This is a genomic window from Bifidobacterium sp. M0353 (genome assembly GCF_016100645.1).
Classification (GTDB): Bacteria; Actinomycetota; Actinomycetes; order Actinomycetales; family Bifidobacteriaceae; genus Bombiscardovia; species Bombiscardovia choladohabitans.
Genome location: NZ_JACFSB010000196.1, coordinates 1 through 264, shown reverse-complemented (window position 1 = coordinate 264; position 264 = coordinate 1). Strand labels below are relative to the sequence as shown.

Here is a 264-nt window from a genome sequence, read left to right as displayed (position 1 = left end):
GCCCTAGTAATCTTGTCGACATTTTTAGTAATAGCTTTAGTGTCAGCCTTCAAAGTTTTATTAAACTTATCCAGACCTTTGGCCATGTTTGAAAATGGATTGCTTTTCTTATTAGTAAACTGTTTGGTTACTTTACCAATTTCTTTAAAGTCTTTGGTAGTGTCATCTAACTTTTTATTTAGGTGATAAATTTTGGTATCAAGGTTATCAAATTGTTTAGCAACATCTTTAACTTTGCTATAAATACCGTCTTTTTTACCACCA

General features: G+C 30.7%; 1 protein-coding gene. It reads right to left on the bottom strand.

Going from position 1 to position 264, the window contains the following annotated elements; genetic code table 11:
• The coding region (locus H3V04_RS09525; protein WP_198188415.1) for a hypothetical protein at positions 1 to 264 on the bottom strand (264 nt) is incomplete at both ends.